At 71.9% G+C, this 17223-nt stretch carries 15 protein-coding genes; all 15 read right to left on the bottom strand.

Annotation, left to right across the window (positions count from 1 at the left end):
* Positions 1 to 2 precede the first annotated feature (2 nt).
* A complete protein-coding gene (mraY, locus tag WMF28_RS08060; RefSeq protein WP_437601523.1) occupies positions 3 to 1133 on the bottom strand; it encodes a phospho-N-acetylmuramoyl-pentapeptide-transferase in 1131 nt (376 codons plus the stop codon).
* Positions 1130 to 2734, bottom strand: a complete 1605-nt coding sequence (locus tag WMF28_RS08055; protein ID WP_437601522.1) for a UDP-N-acetylmuramoyl-L-alanyl-D-glutamate--2,6-diaminopimelate ligase — start codon at positions 2732 to 2734, stop codon at positions 1130 to 1132. Before WMF28_RS08055 ends, mraY begins: the two co-directional genes overlap by 4 nt.
* Complete coding sequence (locus WMF28_RS08050; RefSeq protein ID WP_437601521.1) at positions 2731 to 4818, bottom strand: penicillin-binding protein; 2088 nt, start codon at positions 4816 to 4818, stop codon at positions 2731 to 2733. Before WMF28_RS08050 ends, WMF28_RS08055 begins: the two co-directional genes overlap by 4 nt.
* Positions 4815 to 5168, bottom strand: a complete 354-nt coding sequence (locus WMF28_RS08045) for a hypothetical protein (RefSeq protein WP_437601520.1) — start codon at positions 5166 to 5168, stop codon at positions 4815 to 4817. The genes WMF28_RS08050 and WMF28_RS08045 overlap by 4 nt, the downstream gene beginning before the upstream one ends.
* A complete protein-coding gene (gene rsmH / locus WMF28_RS08040; protein ID WP_437601519.1) occupies positions 5165 to 6109 on the bottom strand; it encodes a 16S rRNA (cytosine(1402)-N(4))-methyltransferase RsmH in 945 nt (314 codons plus the stop codon). Before rsmH ends, WMF28_RS08045 begins: the two co-directional genes overlap by 4 nt.
* Complete coding sequence (gene mraZ, locus WMF28_RS08035) at positions 6106 to 6564, bottom strand: division/cell wall cluster transcriptional repressor MraZ (protein ID WP_437601518.1); 459 nt, start codon at positions 6562 to 6564, stop codon at positions 6106 to 6108. Before mraZ ends, rsmH begins: the two co-directional genes overlap by 4 nt.
* Before the next feature lie 507 nt (positions 6565 to 7071).
* A complete protein-coding gene (locus WMF28_RS08030) occupies positions 7072 to 7476 on the bottom strand; it encodes a cobalamin B12-binding domain-containing protein (RefSeq protein ID WP_437601517.1) in 405 nt (134 codons plus the stop codon).
* Between the two features lie 85 nt (positions 7477 to 7561).
* Positions 7562 to 9598 carry a GYF domain-containing protein gene (locus WMF28_RS08025; protein WP_437601516.1) on the bottom strand — a complete coding sequence of 679 codons (2037 nt, stop codon included), beginning with the start codon at positions 9596 to 9598 and terminating at the stop codon, positions 7562 to 7564.
* Between the two features lie 72 nt (positions 9599 to 9670).
* Positions 9671 to 11332 (bottom strand): response regulator, encoded by a 1662-nt coding sequence (locus WMF28_RS08020; protein WP_437601515.1) that lies wholly within the window; start codon positions 11330 to 11332, stop codon positions 9671 to 9673.
* 327 nt (positions 11333 to 11659) lie between these two features.
* Positions 11660 to 12781 carry a tRNA guanosine(34) transglycosylase Tgt gene (tgt, locus tag WMF28_RS08015; RefSeq protein ID WP_437601514.1) on the bottom strand — a complete coding sequence of 374 codons (1122 nt, stop codon included), beginning with the start codon at positions 12779 to 12781 and terminating at the stop codon, positions 11660 to 11662.
* Entirely contained in the window at positions 12778 to 13923 is a 1146-nt protein-coding gene (queA, locus tag WMF28_RS08010) for a tRNA preQ1(34) S-adenosylmethionine ribosyltransferase-isomerase QueA (protein WP_437601513.1), read from the bottom strand. Before queA ends, tgt begins: the two co-directional genes overlap by 4 nt.
* A gap of 9 nt (positions 13924 to 13932) precedes the next feature.
* Positions 13933 to 14340, bottom strand: coding sequence for a response regulator (locus WMF28_RS08005; RefSeq protein WP_437601512.1), 408 nt, complete (start codon positions 14338 to 14340; stop codon positions 13933 to 13935).
* A 415-nt stretch (positions 14341 to 14755) separates the two neighbouring features.
* A complete protein-coding gene (locus WMF28_RS08000) occupies positions 14756 to 16111 on the bottom strand; it encodes a sigma-54-dependent transcriptional regulator (RefSeq protein WP_437601511.1) in 1356 nt (451 codons plus the stop codon).
* A 209-nt stretch (positions 16112 to 16320) separates the two neighbouring features.
* Positions 16321 to 16791, bottom strand: a complete 471-nt coding sequence (gene bfr / locus WMF28_RS07995; protein WP_437601510.1) for a bacterioferritin — start codon at positions 16789 to 16791, stop codon at positions 16321 to 16323.
* Positions 16792 to 16978: 187 nt separating this feature from the next.
* On the bottom strand, positions 16979 to 17203 hold the full coding sequence (locus tag WMF28_RS07990; RefSeq protein WP_437601509.1) for a (2Fe-2S)-binding protein: 225 nt from the start codon (positions 17201 to 17203) through the stop codon (positions 16979 to 16981).
* Positions 17204 to 17223 lie beyond the last annotated feature (20 nt).

Below are 17223 nucleotides of genomic sequence, written 5' to 3'. Positions count from 1 at the left end.
CCTCAGCGCAGCTTCATCGACGCCAGGGAGACCAGCGCCAGGAGGATGGAGATGATCCAGAAGCGGACGATGATCTTGGGCTCCGCCCACCCCTTCTTCTCGTAGTGGTGGTGGATCGGCGCCATCAAGAAGACGCGCTTGCCGGTGAGCTTGAACGAGAGGACCTGCGTGATGACGCTGACCGTCTCGATGAAGAAGATCCCCCCGAGGATGATCGACAGGAGCTCGTTCTTCGTGAAGACGGCGAGCATCCCGAGCCCGCCCCCGAGGGCGAGCGACCCGACGTCCCCCATGAAGACCTGCGCGGGGTACGTGTTGTACCAAAGGAAGCCGATCCCCGCGCCGATGACCGAGCCGCAGTACACCGACAGCTCGCCGGCCGACGCGATCGCCGGGATGTCGAGGTAAGTCGCGAGCGAGAAGTTCGCGATGGAGGCGCCGACGATGTACGCGAGGATGAGGTAGGTCCCCGCGTTGATGATCACCGGGCCGATCGCGAGGCCGTCGAGGCCGTCGGTGAGGTTCACGGCGTTCGACGTCGCGACCACGACGAAGACGGCGAACGGGACGTAGGCCCAGAGCGGCAGCTCGATCGGGAACTTCGAGAACGCGACGAACGGGATCGAGAGCCGCGTCCTGATCTCCACCCAGTCCGGCGGGAGCTTGGACGCGAGCAGGAACGTGTAGGCCACGGCCGCGCCGCCGATGAGCACCTGGCCGATGAGCTTGTAGCGGCCCGGCAGGCCGCCGCTGCTCCGCCGCTTGATCTTGAGGAAGTCGTCCAGGTAGCCGATGACGCCGTAGCCCGCGGTCACCGCCGTCGTCGCGAGGACGAACGGGTTCCTGAGGTCGGCCCACAGCACGGTGGGGAGCAGCAGCGAGAGCAGGATGAGCGCGCCGCCCATCGTCGGCGTGCCCGCCTTGATCTTGTGCGTCTCCGGCCCCTCGGCGCGGACCACCTGCCCGATCTGCTTGCGCCGGAGCTCGCGGATGAACCACGGCGCGAGCACGAACGTCAGCACCATGGCGGTGATCGTCGCCATGATCGTGCGGAACGGGATGTAGCGCAGGACGTTGAGCCAGCTCAGCCAGCCGTAGTGGAACTTGAGCGGGTAAAAGAGCTCGTAGATCATCCCGCACCTCCGCGCGGCTGCCGCTCGGCCTGGGCCCGAGCGCGGCGGGCGGCGAGCGCGCGGCGCGCCTCGTCGCGGTCGTCGAACGGCAGCGTGACACCGCCGATGATCTGGTACGGCTCGTGGCCCTTGCCCGCGATGAGGACCAGATCCCCGGGCTCGGCGTCGAGCACCGCGCGCTCGATCGCGCGCGCTCGATCGAGCTCGACGACGACGCGCGCGCGCCCGGCGGCGAGGCCCGGCAGGATGGCGCCGGCGATCGCGCGCGGATCCTCGCTCCGCGGGTTGTCGTTGGTCACGATGGCGACGTCGGCGGCGAGGCTGACCGCCTCGCCCATCCGCGACCGCTTCAGCGGATCGCGGTCGCCGCCGCACCCGAAGACGCAGCAGATGCGCCCGCCGCCGAGGGCGCGGACGCTCGCGAGCACGCGGGCGAGCGCGTCCGGCGTGTGGGCATAGTCGACGAGCACGATCACATCGTCGACGCCCGGCGTGTCGCAGCGCTCCATGCGGCCCGCGACCTGGATCGGCGACGAGAGCGCCGCGGCGGCGTCGTGGACGTCGAACCCGAGCAGGTAGGCCACGGCGAGGGCGGCCAGCAGGTTCGACGCGTTGTACGCGCCGAGCAGGTGGGAGCGGATGGTGACCTCGCCGGCGGGCGTGCGGGCGCGGAGGAAGATGCCGCGCGCGTCGTGCGCGAGCTCGACGGGGGCGATCTCCGCCGCGTCCGGGCCGGCGCCCACCTCCGTCGAGTAGCGCGCGAGCGTCGACGCCGCCGGACGCGAGAGCCCGCCCGGGGCGATCCTCTGGACGAGCTGCCTCCCGAACGGATCGTCGACGTTGATGACCGCGGCGCCGGGGCCGAGATCCACGAACAGGCGCGCCTTCGCCTCCGCGTAGGCCTCCATCGTGCCGTGGTAATCGAGGTGATCCTGGGTGAGGTTCGTGAAGACCGCGATCCGGAAGCGGACCGCGTCGACGCGCTTCGCGGCGAGCGCGATCGACGAGACCTCCATCGTGAGGTGCGTCGCGCCGCGGTCGACCATCGCGGCGGCGACGCGCGCGAGCTCGTCCGCCTCGGGGCTCGTGTGCGAGGCGTGGACGTCGAGATCGTCGAAGCGGTAGCCGAGCGTCCCGACGATCCCGGCCCGACCGCCGCACCGGTCGATGCAGGCCTGCACGAGGTGGGCGGTCGTCGTCTTGCCGTTCGTGCCGGTGATGCCGACGACCTCGAGCGTGAAGGCCGGGTGCCCGTAGGCCACCGCGGCCGCCAGGGCGAGCGCGAGCGGCACGTCGGGCACCTCGACGCGGGCGGCGCCGAGCGTGTCGGCCGTGCTCCCACGCGCGAGGATGACCGCCCGCGCGCCGCGCGCGACGGCCTCGGGGATGAAGTCCTCGCCGTGCACCCGCGCGCCCGCGCGCGCGACGAAGATGTCCCCCTGCCCCACCTTGCGCGAGTCGAGGTGCACGCCCGTCACGAGCAGGTCCGCGGCGCCGGCGGGAGAGAGCGCGGCGCCCGGGATCTCGCGCAGCACATCGCCGAGGCGAAGCGCGAGCTCGACCTCGGCCACGCCGGCCTCCTTGGGGTCGCGCGCTGTCATGTGGGGGGCTCGAAGATCAGCTTCAGGGGCGATCCCTTGGGCAGCACGGTCCCGGGCGGGGGCTCCTGGCGCGTGAGCCTCCCCGTGCCCTCGACGCTCGGGTCGAGCCCGAGCGTCGCGGCGCTCCTCACGGCCTCGCGCTGCGGCAGGCCGGTGAGATCGGGGACGCGCAGCTCCCCCGTCTTGAGCGGCGCCGACGGCGTTACCACCCCCGTCGAGCTCGGCGCCGCCGCGGCGCGCGCCTCGCTCAGCACCTGGTAGGTGTTCGCCGCGATGTCCTCGCCCGACTGCTCGGCGACCTCCGACAGCTTCATCGGCACGCTCCCGCGCGGGGTAACGCCCAGGTAGCGCAGCGCCATCTCGCCGACCCGCCGGAAGACGGGCGCCGCGACCGAGCCGCCGCCGTAGGTGCCGCCCAGGGGCTCGTCCAGCACCACCGCGATGGCGAGCCGCGGCCGCTCGACCGGGACGAACCCGACGAATGACGCCACGTAGTGGGTGTCCGTGTACTTGCCCGTCGCGGGATCGATCTTCTGCGCCGTGCCCGTCTTGCCCGCGACGCGGAAGCCCGGGATGGCCGCCTCGACGCCGGTCCCGTCGCCCTCGGTCACCGCGACGAGCATCTCCGACACCATCCGCGCGATCGACGCGGGCACCGCGTCGCGGCGCACGCGCGGCGACGGCTCCGACAGCGTGACGCCTGTGCCGTCGGTGATCCGCTTGATCAGGATGGGCTCGAGCAGCCGCCCGCGGTTGGCGATCGCCGCCGCGGCCATGGTGAGCTGCAGCGTGGTCACGCTGATCCCCTGGCCGAACGCGGCCGACGCCGTCTCGACCTGCACCCAGGGGCGGCCGCGCGGCCGGAGCACGCCCACGGACTCGCCCGGCAGCGGCACGCCGGTCAGGTCCCCGAAGCCGAACCGGCGCAAGCCCTCGTAGAGCCGCTGCTCGCCGAGCCCGAGCGCGATCTTCGCCGTGCCGATGTTGGACGACTGGCTGAGGATCTGCGGCAGCGTCAGCCACTTGTGCACGTGCGTGTCGTGGATCACGACGTTGTCGATCGCCATGTTCCCCTCCTCGCAGTAGATGGTCGCGCTCGGGGAGACGCTCTTCGCCGCGAGCGCGCTCGCGATGGCGAACATCTTCACCGTGGAGCCGGGCTCGAAGCGATCGACGACGCAGCGGTTGCGCCGCGACCCCGGATCGCTCTGCGAGTAGTCGTTCGGGTTGAACCCCGGGGAGCTCGCCATGGCGAGGACCTCGCCGTTCTCGGGGTTGACGACCACGATCGAGCCGCCGATCGCCTCGTAGGTCTTCATCGCCGCCTCGAGCTCGCGCTCGACGGTGAACTGGATGCCCTTGTCGATCGTGAGGTGGACGTTGTGCCCGGCGAGCGCCTGCTCGTCCTCGATCCCCTCGGAGAAGATGAGCCGGCCCGATCGATCCCGGAGCCCGCGCACCTCCGATGCATTGCCGCGGAGCTCGTGCTCCAGGCTGAGCTCGATCCCCTCCTTGCCCTCGCCGTCGGTGGCGACGAAGCCGAGCAGCGGGCCGGCGAGCTCGCGGTTCGGGTAGAAGCGGCGCCCCTCGCCCTCGATCACGAGCCCGCGCACCGGGTAGCGCTGCGTCCGGTCCCCGAGCGCGCGGACGCGCTCGACCTCCTGCTCCGAGACGCGGCGCTTGAGCCAGGCGAAGCGGCGCCGCCGGCTGAGCTTCTCCACCACGTCCTCGGCCGGCAGCGAGAGCGCCTGCGCGATGCGCTCGGCGTACTGCTGGATCCGCATCGGGACGTACTGCTCGTCGACGCCGCGGAGCATCTCGACCGCGTCCACGGAGACGCTGGGCACCTCCACGCTCTCCGCGAGCGGCGCGCCGTTCCGGTCGTAGATGGTGCCGCGCTTCGGCGTGATGTGGAGCCGCCGCTGGCGCTGCCGCTCCGCGAGGTCGTACCAGGCGTCGCCGTCCTCGACCTCGATGCGGTAGGCGCCGGACACGACGCCGCCCAGGCCGAGCGCCATGAGACCGCAGAGCAGCCCCATGCGGATGCGGATCCACCGCGCGCGCCGGGGGTCGAGGTTCCTCATTCCCGGCGCCCCCCGCCCGGCGGCGCGCTGCCGGCCTCCTCGCTCGTCGGATCGCGCTCGGGCGACGCCGTGTAGCCCCGCACCGGGATGACCCGCTCGGGCGGGGGCGGCGTCATGCCGAGCAGCGAGCGGGCGACCATCTCCACGCGCTGCGGCGTCTCGTAGCTGGCCGCCTCGAGCGAGAGCACCCGCTTGACCTCGCGCAGCCGCGCCTGCTCGGCGCGCGCCCGACCGAGCCGGTAGCCGAGGTCGACCGTGCGCCCCCTCAGGGCGAGGTGCACGACGAACGCCGCCACCGTCGCGGCCACCGCGAGCGTCCAGAGCACGAGGAACGGGCGCTGCTGCGTCACGCGAGCGCCTCGCCGGAGACCCGCTGCGCGGCGCGGAGCTTCGCGCTGCGGGCCCTCGGGTTGTCGGCGATCTCGTCGTCGCCCGCGGTCACCGGCTTCTTCGTGAGCGGCTGCCAGACCTCCGGCTCGCGGAGCGCGCGCTTGACGATGCGGTCTTCGAGCGAGTGGAACGAGATCACCGCGAGCACGCCGCCGGGCGCGATGATCCTGGGCGCCGCCTCGAGCAGCGCCTCGAGCTCGTCGAGCTCTCCGTTCACGGCGATGCGCAGCGCCTGGAACGTACGCGTCGCCGGATCGACGCCGCCGATGCGCGCCGGCCCGACCGCCCGCACCACGGCCCGCCGCAGATCGAGCGTCGTCTCGAGCTCGCCGCTCTCGGCCGCTTGCTTGATACAGCGGGCGACCCGCCGGCTGCGGCGCTCCTCGCCGTAGCGGTAGATGAGGTCCGCGAGCTCCTCGTCGTCGAGCCGCTCGATGAGCTCGAGCGCCGTCTCGCCGCGGCTCGGGTCCATCCGCATGTCGAGCGGCCCCTCGGTGCGGAAGCTCATGCCGCGGGCCGGGTCGTCGAGCTGCATGGAGCTCACGCCGATGTCGGCCACGAGCCCATCCACCTGAGGGACGCCGAGGGCGGCGAGGTGCCGCTCGATCTCGGAGAACGCGCCGTGAACGTAAGTCACCCGGTCCCCCATCCGGGCGAGCCGGGCGCGCGCGATGACGAGGGCGCGCTCGTCGCGATCGATCCCGATGACCCGGGTGCCGGGCGTCTCGAGGATCGTCGCGGTGTGGCCGCCAGCGCCGAGCGTCGCGTCGACGTAGACGCCCTGGCTGACCGGTGAGAGGGCGGCGAGCACCTCGCGGCCGAGGACGGAGACGTGCTGCTCGCCGCGCGGGCGCGGCGGCGGAGGGGGCAGGTGCATGGGGACTACATTGACGACGTTCATAGGCGGAACTGCTCCGCGATTGCTGTCTTGAAGCTCTGAAGCTCGACCTCGCTCATCTGCTGAGCGGCCTTCCACCGCTCCGCTGACCAGAGCTCGATCGTCTGTCCCATCCCCGCCCACAGCACGTCCTTCGTGAGGCTCGCGTGCTCGCGGAGCGACGGCGGGATGAGGATCCGGCCCTGCTTGTCGAGGTCGCACTCGACGGCCGCGGACAGGTAGCGGCGGCGGAATGCGACCACGTTGGAATCGAACTGTGGCAACGCTGCAATTTTAGCCTCCAGCTCCTCCCAGGCCTTCATCGGATACGCGTGCAGGCAGGGGTCGAAGAGGGCCGGGGTGATGACCATGCGCAGGTCGTTCGCGGCCGCGAGCACATCGCGAAAGCGCGAAGGGAGGCTCGTGCGCCCTTTCGCGTCGATCGCGTGCTCGAAGTGACCGCGAAACATCGTGCTCATCGACCCCAGCTCCGGCTGGCCTGTCCCGCCGAGGGCTTGGCGCCGCGTTGCTCCACCGGGTGCACGCCGCGTCGTGACATTCTCTGCCACTTCTTCCCACGAAGCTCCGCCACGCTACGGAGGGAGGTGCCGAGTGTCAACAGTTTGGGAGATTTCTGGACCTCATCCACCACCTATGTAGGACATCTGCGCCCAAGGTAATACCCGACAAAATAACGCGAATTATCGCGATCCGGCGGCAGACCCAGGTCCGTGGGAGGAAGTGGGGAGCCGTTCGGAGGGTTGCGCGACCGCCGCAGGCGGACGCTGGCAAGGCGGAAAGGAAGCGAGGCGGATCGCCGCCCTGGCCGCATGACGTCGCGCCCCGACAGGCAGGTCTACGCCGGTTGCCCGGGAGGGCTCAGCGAGCCGGCTGCCCGGGAGGAGGTCCGGCGGGGTGGCGTGCGGTGGAGGAGCGTGGGGGGCGCGCGCGGTGGGGGAGAGTGGGGACGCGCGCCGCCGCGGCGGTCAGCCGTGGGGGGTCACGTGGGTCTGGACCCACTCCACGATGCTCTTCAGGGTGGTCCCGGGGGTGAAGACGCCCTTCACGCCGGCGTCCTGGAGGCGCGCGATGTCCTCGTCCGGGATGATGCCCCCGCCGAACACCACGATGTCCTCGGCGCCGTACTTGCGGAGGGCCTCGAGGACGGCGGGGAAGAGGGTGTTGTGCGCTCCGGACATGATCGACAGCCCCACGGCGTCGACGTCCTCCTGCACGGCGGCGGAGGCGATCATGTCGGGGGTCTGGTGCAAGCCCGTGTAGACCACCTCGAAGCCCGCATCGCGGAGCGCCCGGGCGACGACCTTGGCGCCGCGGTCGTGGCCGTCCAGGCCGGGCTTCGCCACGAGGATGCGGACTTTGCGCTCTGCCATGATCGCGTCGATTACCGCCTGCCCGGGCAGGCGTAAAGCGCAGCGCCCCGGGGACGTGAGGCTCCCCTCCGCAGGGAGCGTGTGCTCACTGGGCGGCGAAGACGAACGGAATGGTCACGGGCGTGGTGCCCGAGGACGGGGGAAACCGCCAGGACTTGATCCGCGAGCCGATACAGCTCGCCAGGCTGGGGTAGTCCTTCTCCGAGCCGCCGGCCGAGACGGACTGGACGGCGCCCGACGCGCCGATGACCACGGAAGCCGAGACGCGGGCTGTGGTGGATGCGTTGCGGTCGCGCGCGTCGAGGGCGGGCTGCCAGCAGTGGCGCCGGACGCTCGGCCGGTTCGCCTCGACGACGCCGGCGATCTCCCCTTGAGAGAGCTGGCTCAAGCCGGAGCCGGCGCCCTGGCTGCCCGGCCCTGACGTCGGGCCGGGGACCCCGGCGCCGAACCCGGATCGATCGAGCGGAGCAGCTGTCGCGGAAGCGACGGGCTTCTCCGGCTGGGGGCGCTGGCTCGCCACGGCGCCCGGCTTGCCGGGCGAGGCGGGCTCCGGTCTGGCAGACGCCGTCTCGGCCGCCGGAGGCGTCTCCGGCTCGACGCTCGGCGGCGGCGGAGGGGCGGCCGTGGGCAGGTCGGCCGGGTGGCTCGGCGGCGCGGTCACGACCTGCACGGGGGCCTGCTGCGGCTTGGGCGACAGCAGGACATAGGCGGAGACGCCGCCGAACGCCGCTGCCATGGCGATGAAGGCGTAGGCGAGCGGGCTCATGCCCGAGCGCCGCCTCGGCGCGACCGTCTCCACCAGGCTGCCCGGGTTGGCCACGAGGGGGGCGGGCTCCGCGGAGGAAAGGCCACCGGCCGGCGCCGACGTCACAGACGGCGGGCCGCCCGCGCGGGCCGTTGCCGAGGGCGAGCCGCCGAGGGAAAGGCCGCCTGCGCCGCGAGCGACGTCGGCCGAGACGGGCGGCGCCAGCTCGGATCTCGGCGCGGAGGCGACGGCGGCCGCCGGCCCGGCCGCAAACGGATCGGCCAGCACCTCGACCGGCGCCGCGCCCACGGCGTGGGCCCGCGCGGCGCCCCCAGACGCGTCGGGCCACCCGGCCGGCGCGCTCGCAGCGGGCGTCCCCGTCGCGGAGAAGGCAGCGACCGAGCCGACGCCCACCGGCGACCGCTCGCTCAGGCCGGGAGGCTCCGGCTCGCGCGTTGCCGAGCGCGCGGGCGCGGCCGCAGCGAGCGGAGGGACCCTCGCCGACGAGGGCGCCTTCGTCGAGGGCGGGACCTGCTGGTGGCCGACAGAGAAGCCCGTGCTGCTTGTGCGGCGCGCGGGCGCGGACACGCGGGTGGACTGGGCCTGGGTGACGATCTCGAGCAGCTCCGGGAAGTTCTTGAGGGGCAGCCACTCGTCGAAGCCCTCGCGCCAGACGAGCGAGTCGCCGTCCACCGCGCCGACCAGCGCCTTCTCGCGGATGACGGCGAGCCGCACCGGGCCGAGCGGGACGCCGCCGACCCCGACGTACCAGTCCTCGCTCGACGTCGTGCGCGCGGCCGGCGTCTTCCCGAGCGGCCGGTCGTTGGACATCGATCGCGTGAACGCGCTGGCGGCCCCCGCCGGCGGCATGGGCTCCGTCCGGGCGGCGGGCACGGCTGGAGCCGCGGGCGCCGGCTGGGCGGCCCGCGCTGCGGCGGGCGCCGGCTGAGCGGCCCGCGCTGCGGCGGGCGCGGGCGCCGGGCGCGGGCTCGATACCGGTCCGGGCGCGGCGCGCGGCGCCGCCGGAGGTCGAGGCGCGCCTCCCGGGCGCGGGAGGGCCTGCGATGCCGGCCGGGGCGGCGACGGCGCGGCGCCGTGGCCCAGGGCCGAAGCCGGCGGCGGCCTCGGGGCGCTCGCGCCACCGGCGCCGACCCCGGCGGGCGGCGCCTCGTCGCTCGGAGGGGCGATCTGCGCGTCGTCGCCGGCCGCGCGCGGCGGCTCGACCGGGAGAGCCCGCGCCACGGAGCTCTCGGTGACGCTCGCGCTCACCTGAATGAGGTGCCCGCATCGCCGGCACTGCATCCGCACCATCTTGCCGGCGACCTTCTCGTCGCCGATCTGGTACTTGGCCTTGCAGTTATCGCAGATGAATTTCATCCAAGGACGCGCCTGCCGGTGGAATCGGCGCAGTCTACGACAGCTTGGCCCCGGACGACATGGGGTAGGCGGTCAGAGCAACCCGAGCAGATGCTCCTTGATGGATTGCCGCGTCGGGTCATCGGGCGCGACGCCCAGGGCGCGCTCCCACGTCTCGATGGCTTTGTTGCGGAACCCGGCCTTCTGGTAGAGCACGGCGAGGTTCTTCAGCGCGGGGAAGTGCTTGCCGTTGATGTGCAGCGCCGTCTCCAGCTCCTGGATGGCGTCGTAGAGCTGGCCCTGCTTGCCGTAGAGCAGGCCGAGGTGGAAGTGCAGCCGGTAGGCGAGCGGATCGATCGCCGTGCCCTCGCGCAGGTGCCGCACGGCTTTATCGAAATCGCCCGCGCGGTACGCCGCGATCCCCGCGGCGAGGAGGCGCTCCGCCTCTGCCGAAATCCGGTCCTGATCCCCGCGGATCGAGCGCGCCTGGAGCGCGTTCTCCACGGCGGCGACGACATCGGCGACGCGGAACGGCTTCTCGATATAGGCCTCCACGCCGTAGCTCGACTTCAGGTCCTCGGCGAAGCGCCACCCGCGGTAGACGGCCGAGATCATGATGATCGGGATGTGGCCGTAGCGCTGCGTGCCCTTCATGCGGCGGGCGATGTCGAAGCCGTGCACCTCGGGCAACATGGCGTCGAGGATCATCACGTCGGGCGGGTGCTCCTTGACCATGCGCAGGGCGAGGAGCCCGCGGTCGGCCTCCTCGACGCGGTACCCGCGCTCCTCGAAGATGCGGCGGAGCAGCTTCCGGATCTCGGGCTCGTCGTCGACGACAAGGATCGTGGTCTGATCGCCCTGCGGCGCCTTGCTCGCGCCCGGGAGCGACTCGACAACGGACAGGTCGCGGTCGGCGGTGCCGAAATCCGTGTCCGTGAGCTCGTCGGCTGCCGCTGCCCTCCGCATGGCGTCGTCGACGACGAGCGGCGGCCCCGCCGAGGACATGCGGCCCGGCGAAGCGGCGGGCGGGCTCGGTTCGTCGGTGAGATCGGCGAACGAGATCTCCGCCTCGTCGCGCGAGCGCTCCGGCGCGGGTCGCGCCGGCGGCGGGGCGCTGGGCGCAGGGGGGGGAGCGGCAGGGGGATGGGCCACCGTCGCCGGCGGCACGGCGGACGCAGACCGCCGCGGCGCAGGCTGCGAAGGGGCGGGCGCGGGCGGCGCTTCGGGAGCAGACGCCGCCGCGGCGCCGAGCCCGGCCCGCTTCAGCACCTCGGGCGGGCACTTGGCGCCGACGTAGAACGGCTCGCCCTGCTCCTTCATGTCGTAGGCGGCCACGATGGTCCGCACGAGGGGGCCCGCGAGCGCGATGTACGGGAAGACGCGCTTGCCGGTCACGAACTCGAGCTCGTCGATCACCTTCTTGTCGGCGGGCGCCGCCATGGCCACGAGGATGCGGTCCTCGCGGACGAGCACGGGCAGGAGCTTGTGCTTCGCGGCGATCTCGCGGGGCAGGATCGAGAGGTCGCTCAGCTTGATGCAGACCTGGTTGAGATCGATGCCAGGAACACCGCTCTGCTCGGAGAGGGCCTTCAGCGCAGCGACCTCGGAGACGGTGCCGCTCTCGATGAGGTTCGTGGCGAGGGGAACTCCCTTTGCACGCGCATCGAGGAGCGCTTGTTCGAGCTGGGGCTGGGTGACCGCCCTTTGCTGGAGGAGGATGCGTCCGAGCGGCTTCTTGTTGGCGTCTTGCGTCATTCCGCGGGCCGAGTCCGAAGGCTAATGGACGAGGAAAGCGCGGGCAAGCACGCGACCCGCGCGCGAAGGCGAGCGTTCGGCTGGCACGACCGGCTCGGGCTCGTGCGCCGGCGGCTCGGGCCTACCGCCTGGTCGAGCGCGGCCGAGAGGTCGCCCGGCGCACGCGGATGCGAGCGCGCGGCGCGGCGGAGGCGAGAGCTCACCATGCGCCCATGTTACTCCGGAACCCTCCGGACAGCGCGGACGTTGCGCCCGCCGCGCGATCCCCGCCGCGCCCGCGTCGGGAGCGCGTCGAAGAGGCCATGGAGACGATGTAGGGTGGCTCGATCACTCGGTCACATCGGGCGCGCCGAGCCACGCGCGGGCGAACGCCGCGTACCGCCCCTCGGCGATGGCCGCGCGCGCTTCGCGCATCAGGCGGCCATACAGGTGGAGGTTGTGCTCCGTCAGCAGGCGCAGCACGAGGATCTCGCCCGCCATGTAGAGGTGCCTCAGGTACGCGCGGCTGTACCCCCCGACGCAGGTCGGGCAGGCGCAGGTCGGGTCGAGCGGAGATCGGTCTTCCTTGTAGCGCGCCTGCTTGATGACGATCTTGCCGTGCTGCGTGAGCGCCTGCCCGTTGCGAGCGTTCCGGGTGGGGAGCACGCAATCGAACATGTCGACCCCGGCGCCGACGGCGTGAATGAGGTCGAGCGGCGTCCCGACGCCCATGAGATAGCGGGGGCGCGAAGGGTCGAGGTGCGGCGCGATCTGCGCGACGACCTCGTGCATCAGCGGGATCGGCTCGCCCACGGAGAAGCCGCCCAGGGCGAGCCCGTCGAACGGTAACGCGCCGAGCTCGTCCGCGTGCGCCGTGCGGAGGGCGGCCGAGGTGCCGCCCTGCACGATACCGAAGAGCGCCTGGGTGGGGCGCTTGGCGGCGAGGCAGCGCTTCCCCCAGCGCGTCGTCAGGCGGCAGGCCTCCTCGACCTCCGCGTGCGGCGCGCCGCCGGGCGGGCACACGTCGAGCTGCATCGCGATGTCGGCCCCGAGCAGCCCCTGCACCTCCATCGCGACCTCGGGCGTGAGCGCCTTGCGGGCGCCGTCGAGGTGCGAGCGGAACACGAAGCCGTCCTCCGTGAGGGTGCGCCGCTCGGCGAGCGAGAAGGCCTGGAAGCCGCCGGAGTCCGTGAGCATCGCGTGCGGCCAGCGGGTGAACGCGTGCAGGCCGCCGAGCTGCGCGACGAGCTCGGGGCCCGGGCGGAGCCACAGGTGGTACGTGTTGCCGAGGACGATCCTCGCGCCGGTCGCGGCCACCTCGCCGGGGGCCAGCGTCTTCACGCTGCCCTGGGTGCCGACCGGCATGAACGTCGGGGTCAGCACGTCGCCGTGCGGCGTGGAGAGCACGCCCGTGCGGGCATGACCGTCCCGCGCGAGCTCGGAGAAGGCGAAGCCAGGCGTCCGGATCATGACGCGCTCGCTCCGGAGATCAGCATGGCGTCGCCGTACGAGTAGAAGCGGTAGCCGGCGTCGATCGCCGCGCGGTACGCGAGGAGCGCGCGCTCGCGGCCGGCGAAGGCGAACACGAGCGCGAGCAGCGTCGAGCGCGGCAGGTGGAAGTTCGTCAACAGGGCGTCGATGACCTGGAACCGGTAGCCGGGCTGGATCAAGAGGCGCGTCTCCCCGGACTGCGCCCGCACGAGGCCCGCGCGCGCCGGGTCGGCCGCGCTCTCGAGCGCGCGCACCACGGTGGTGCCGATCGCGATCACCGGCGCGCCGCGCTCGCGCGCGGCCGCGACCGCGCCGGCGGTCGCCTCGGGGACCGAGTAGACCTCGGCGTGCATCGGGTGCAGGTCGAGGTCGTCGACCGTGACCGGCTGGAACGTGCCGAGGCCGACGTGCAGCGTGACGCTCGCGATCTCGACCCCGTTCGCGCGGAGCCGCTCGACGAGGCCGGGCGAGAGGTGGAGGCCCGCCGTGGGCGCAGCGACCGCGCCCGGGACGCGGGCGAAGATGGTCTGGTAGCGCTCGCGATCGGACGCGTCGTCGCCCCGGCCGAGATAGGGAGGGAGCGGGACGTGCCCGTAGGCATCGATCGCCGCCGCGACGGACAGCCCTGCCGGCGAGGAGAGCTGCACCGTGAGCACCCCGTCCTCTGCGCGCTCCAGCACCTCCGCGACGAGCGCCCCGTCGCGCTCGAGATCGAGCACCGCGCCCGGGCGGATCGGCTTGGAGGCGCGCCCCATCGCTCGCCAGCGCTCGGGGTGCGCCGCGCTCTCCCCGGGCCCGCCGGCGAGCTCCCGGGGCCCGCGAGCGAGGTCCTCCGCCCCGGCCGGCGCCTCGTCCAGCCGGTGCAGCAGGAAGAGCTCCACCTGCCCGCCGGTGCCACGCTTCTTGCCGAACAGCCGGGCGGGCACGACCTTCGTGTCATTGACGACGACGAGCGCGCCGCGCTCGACGTACCGGCCGAGGTCGCGGATCGCGGCGTGCTCGACGTCGCCGGCCCCTCGGCCGCGGTCGACCAGGAGGAGCCTGGCGCCGTCCCGCTCCTCGGGGGGCCGCGACGCGATGAGCGCTTCAGGGAGTTCGTAATCGAGCAGCTCGCAGCGCACGCCGCGCTACTAGCACGACGCGGGCGTGAGCACGTCCGTCTTGGCGCGGAGGAAGCGACAGATCTCGCCCACCTTGTACGGCTTCGGGACGAAGGCCACGGCGCCGCAGTCGGCGCGCTCGACCTGGCGCGCGGAGAGGTGATACGCGCTGGAAAGCACGACCCGCACCCTCGGGAACGCATGCCGGATGTGACGCGCGAGCTCCAGGCCGTTCAGATCGGGCATCATCAGGTCGATCATCGCCACGTCGACCGGGGAAGAGCCGAGGACGCGGTTCGCATCCTGGAACGAGGCGGCGAACACGACCTCGAACCCCTCGACGCTTAGCCCAGCTGAAAGGGCGCGACGCTGGGAATTCTCATCGTCCACGATCAGCATGCGGGCCATTAAGCGTCCTCCTGCGGCGAGCGCCGCCAACGATGACTACGCCTATCGGTCTACGACCTAGCAATTACCGGGCCAAGCTGACGAATCATCGAGTTGCTGTCGTCGACGCCGAAGTGAAACAGAAGCGCACAGTCTACATCAGCTGACCCATTGCACTAAGGCAAATCCCGACGCGCTGACATTGCAAAGGTGCAACCCAACGTGGGCTAGCTGCCCAATCTTACTGCTGAGTCAGGGGTGTTGCTCAGCCCGGTCGTACGTCCTGGTCGAAACTCCGCCAGGCGCGCGCAGGCGCACGCCGGCTGAGCCCGGTGAGTAGCAGATGGCTCAACCAGGTGAGCACAGGCATGCTCGGCCGGGTCTGCGGGCGCCTGCTGTATCCCGAGGGAACGCCCTGCCGAGCCTGGTCGTCAGGAACGGGGAGGCCGGCTGAGGAGGCGACGGCTCAGCCCGGGGGATACGTGATCGCCAGGCGGGTCATCTTGCGCCACAGGGTGGTGGCGCTGATCCCGAGCACCTCGGCGGCGCGCTCCCGGCTGCCGTCGCACTCCCGCAGCGCGGCCTCGATCGCCTGGCGCTCGGCGCAGTCGACAACGTCGGCGAGCAGCCTGCCGCCGCCTTCGGGCGCCCGCGTCGGCAGCAACGCGGCGGGCAGTACGTCGTCGACGCTGATGACGCCGCCGCCCGAGAGCGCCACCGCCTGCTCCACCATGTTCTCGAGCTCGCGAATGTTGCCCGGGAAATCGTACTGCGTCAGCGCCTCGACGACGCCGTCCGCGGCGCGCGCGCGACAGGTCATCTTCCGGTTGTACTTCTCGAGGAAGAACTCCCAGAGGATCGGGATGTCCTCGCGCCTCGAGCGCAGCGGCGGGAGCACGAAGCGCGCGACGTTCAGCCGGTAATAGAGGTCCTGGCGGAACCGCTTCTCCGACACCGCGCCCAGGAGCTCCTGGTTCGTCGCGGCGATGATGCGCACGTCGACGTGGATGGGCTTGTTCTCGCCCACCCGGCGGATCTCGTTCTCCTGGATCGCGCGGAGCAGCTTCGCCTGGAAGGTGAGCGGGGTCTCGGCGATCTCGTCGAAGAAGAACGTGCCCCCGTCGGCCTCCTCGAACAGCCCCTTCCTCGCCGAGATCGCGCCCGTGAACGAGCCGCGCGCGTGTCCGAACAGCTCGCTCTCGAGGAGCGTCTCGCTGATGGCGGCGCAGTTCACCGGGACGAACGGGCGATCCGCGCGCTTGCTGTTGGCGTGGATGGCCTTGGCGACCAGCTCCTTGCCGGTGCCGCTCTCGCCGGTGATGAGCACCGTCGCGTCGGTCGGCGCGACCTTCACGATCCGGCCCAGCACCTCGCGGACCGCCTGCGAGCGGCCAACGATGTTCTCGAACCGGTAGCGCTCCTTGAACTCGCTGGCGAGCAGCTGCACCTCCCCGGTGAGCTTCCGGTTCTGGATCGCGCGCTCCACCTTCACGAGCAGCTCCTGCTCCGAGAACGGCTTCTGGATGTAGTCGAACGCGCCGAGCCGCATCGCCTCGACCGCGCTCTCGATGGTGCCGTACGCGGTCATCACGATGACCTCGGTGTTCGCGTTCGACTCCTTCACCGCGCGCAGGACGCCGATGCCGTCGAAGCCGCCCATCCGCAGGTCGGTGAGCACGACGTCGTACGCGCCCTTGGCGCCCAGGTCGGCGCCCTGGCTGCCGTCGGCCGCTTCATCGACCTCGTACCCCGCGCCACGCAGCATCATCGCGAGCGTGGTCCGCATGTTCCGCTGGTCATCGACGACAAGAATCTTCGACATGGATTTCCCCCGCCGCGCTCATCCTCCTCGCGGGACGGGCGCGGCGCGACGAGCACGACCGACGCGCCGAGCTGGCGCGGAACCGCGCGAGCGCGGTCGTCCGCGGCGGCTTGGACATGCGTCCAGCGTATCGTACGTCAAGCGCGGCCTCCGCCGCCAGGAGGCGCGCGGGGTGCGCCGCCGGCGCGGGGCGAGCCCCCCACCCTACCCTACTCGCGGATCTGCTGGGACAGGTAGGCCGTCTCGCCAAGCTTCTCGATCAGACCGATCTGCGTCTCGAGCCAGTCGACGTGCTCCTCCTCGGACTCGAGGATCTTGGCCAGGAGCTCCTCGGAGGTGCGATCTCCCTTGTCGCGGCAGAGGGCGATCGCCGCGTTGAGCCGCTTGACCGCCTGGTACTCGAGCTCGAGGTCGCTCTTGAGCTGCTCCGGCACGGTCTGCCCGATGTGAAGGGTGTCCAGGCGCTGCAGGTTGGGCAGCCCCTCCAGGAAGAGGATGCGATCGATGATCGCATCGGCGTGCTTCATCTCGTCGATCGACTCGGCGCGGCCGTGCGCGGCGAGCGTGACGAAGCCCCAGTGCGCGCACATCTTCGCGTGCAGGAAGTACTGGTTGATCGCGACGAGCTCTCCCGCGAGCACCTCGTTCAACACGTCGACGATGTCTTTCGCACCCTTCATCGTACCCTCTCGCGCTCGTGCCTGTCGTGCTCGCCCCGCCTCTGCAGGCAGGGGTGCGCCGGCTGGAGCGCCAGCGCCCAGGTCAAATGCGCAAGCTCAGCGGAATTGCGCAAGAAATTTCTAAGAAAACAGGCGGCAGCCCCCGCCGGCCCCAGGAAATCGGAGCGCAGCGGCGCGATCCAGAGAATCAGGCGGCGCTGGAGGCCGGCGCCATCGCCAGGCGGCGCGGCGCGGTGACGGGCGGGGAGGCGCCCTCATCATCGCCGATGAGCTTGGCGATCGTCGGCTGGCAGGAGCCGCACCGCGTACCGGCGCCCGTGCACTCCATCACCTCTGCCACGGAACAAGCCCCCTCGTTCATCGCTTCGCGAATCTCTCGATCACAGACGCCCATGCAGAGGCAGACGTACATGCAGACCCCCGGCTCCGTTA

The organism is Sorangium sp. So ce590 (assembly GCF_051521365.1).
Taxonomy (GTDB): Bacteria; Myxococcota_A; Polyangia; order Polyangiales; family Polyangiaceae; genus Sorangium.
This window is presented reverse-complemented; position numbering and strand designations above follow the sequence as displayed.